The organism is Vibrio sp. 10N.222.49.C9, assembly GCF_041474985.1.
GTDB lineage: Bacteria > Pseudomonadota > Gammaproteobacteria > Enterobacterales > Vibrionaceae > Vibrio > Vibrio crassostreae_C.
Map to the genome: position 1 here is coordinate 1 of NZ_JBFRVD010000847.1, position 300 is coordinate 300.

The following is a 300-nucleotide window of genomic DNA, read 5'->3' on the forward strand; positions in this document are numbered from 1 at the left end:
ACAGCAATCGTTCTGTCATCGCATGTAATCAGTACACGAACGCCAATATCGGAGGGTGTTGAGTTGTTGGTTTCTACATTCGCGGCCTTGAAAACGTTACTTGCGATGGCGATCCCAAAGTTCGACAAAATATTCGTGTGTGAACGGGTGATGCTGTTGCTTTTTCCACTTTCAATGACTGTGGAGTTAGTGTGCATCTTAAGTGCGGCGTCTAAGTCGGAGTGAGAGAGGGAGGTAATAAAGTTGCCCTTCTCAGTGTGAATACCAACGGATTCATTGCTACTGGATAGTTCATTTGGC

Annotated in this window: 1 protein-coding gene; it reads right to left on the reverse strand. The window is 45.7% G+C overall.

The annotated features are described in order from the left end of the window. Positions 1-300 (reverse strand): hypothetical protein (locus AB4585_RS25885; protein ID WP_372171637.1); only part of this gene is annotated, 300 nt, incomplete at both ends.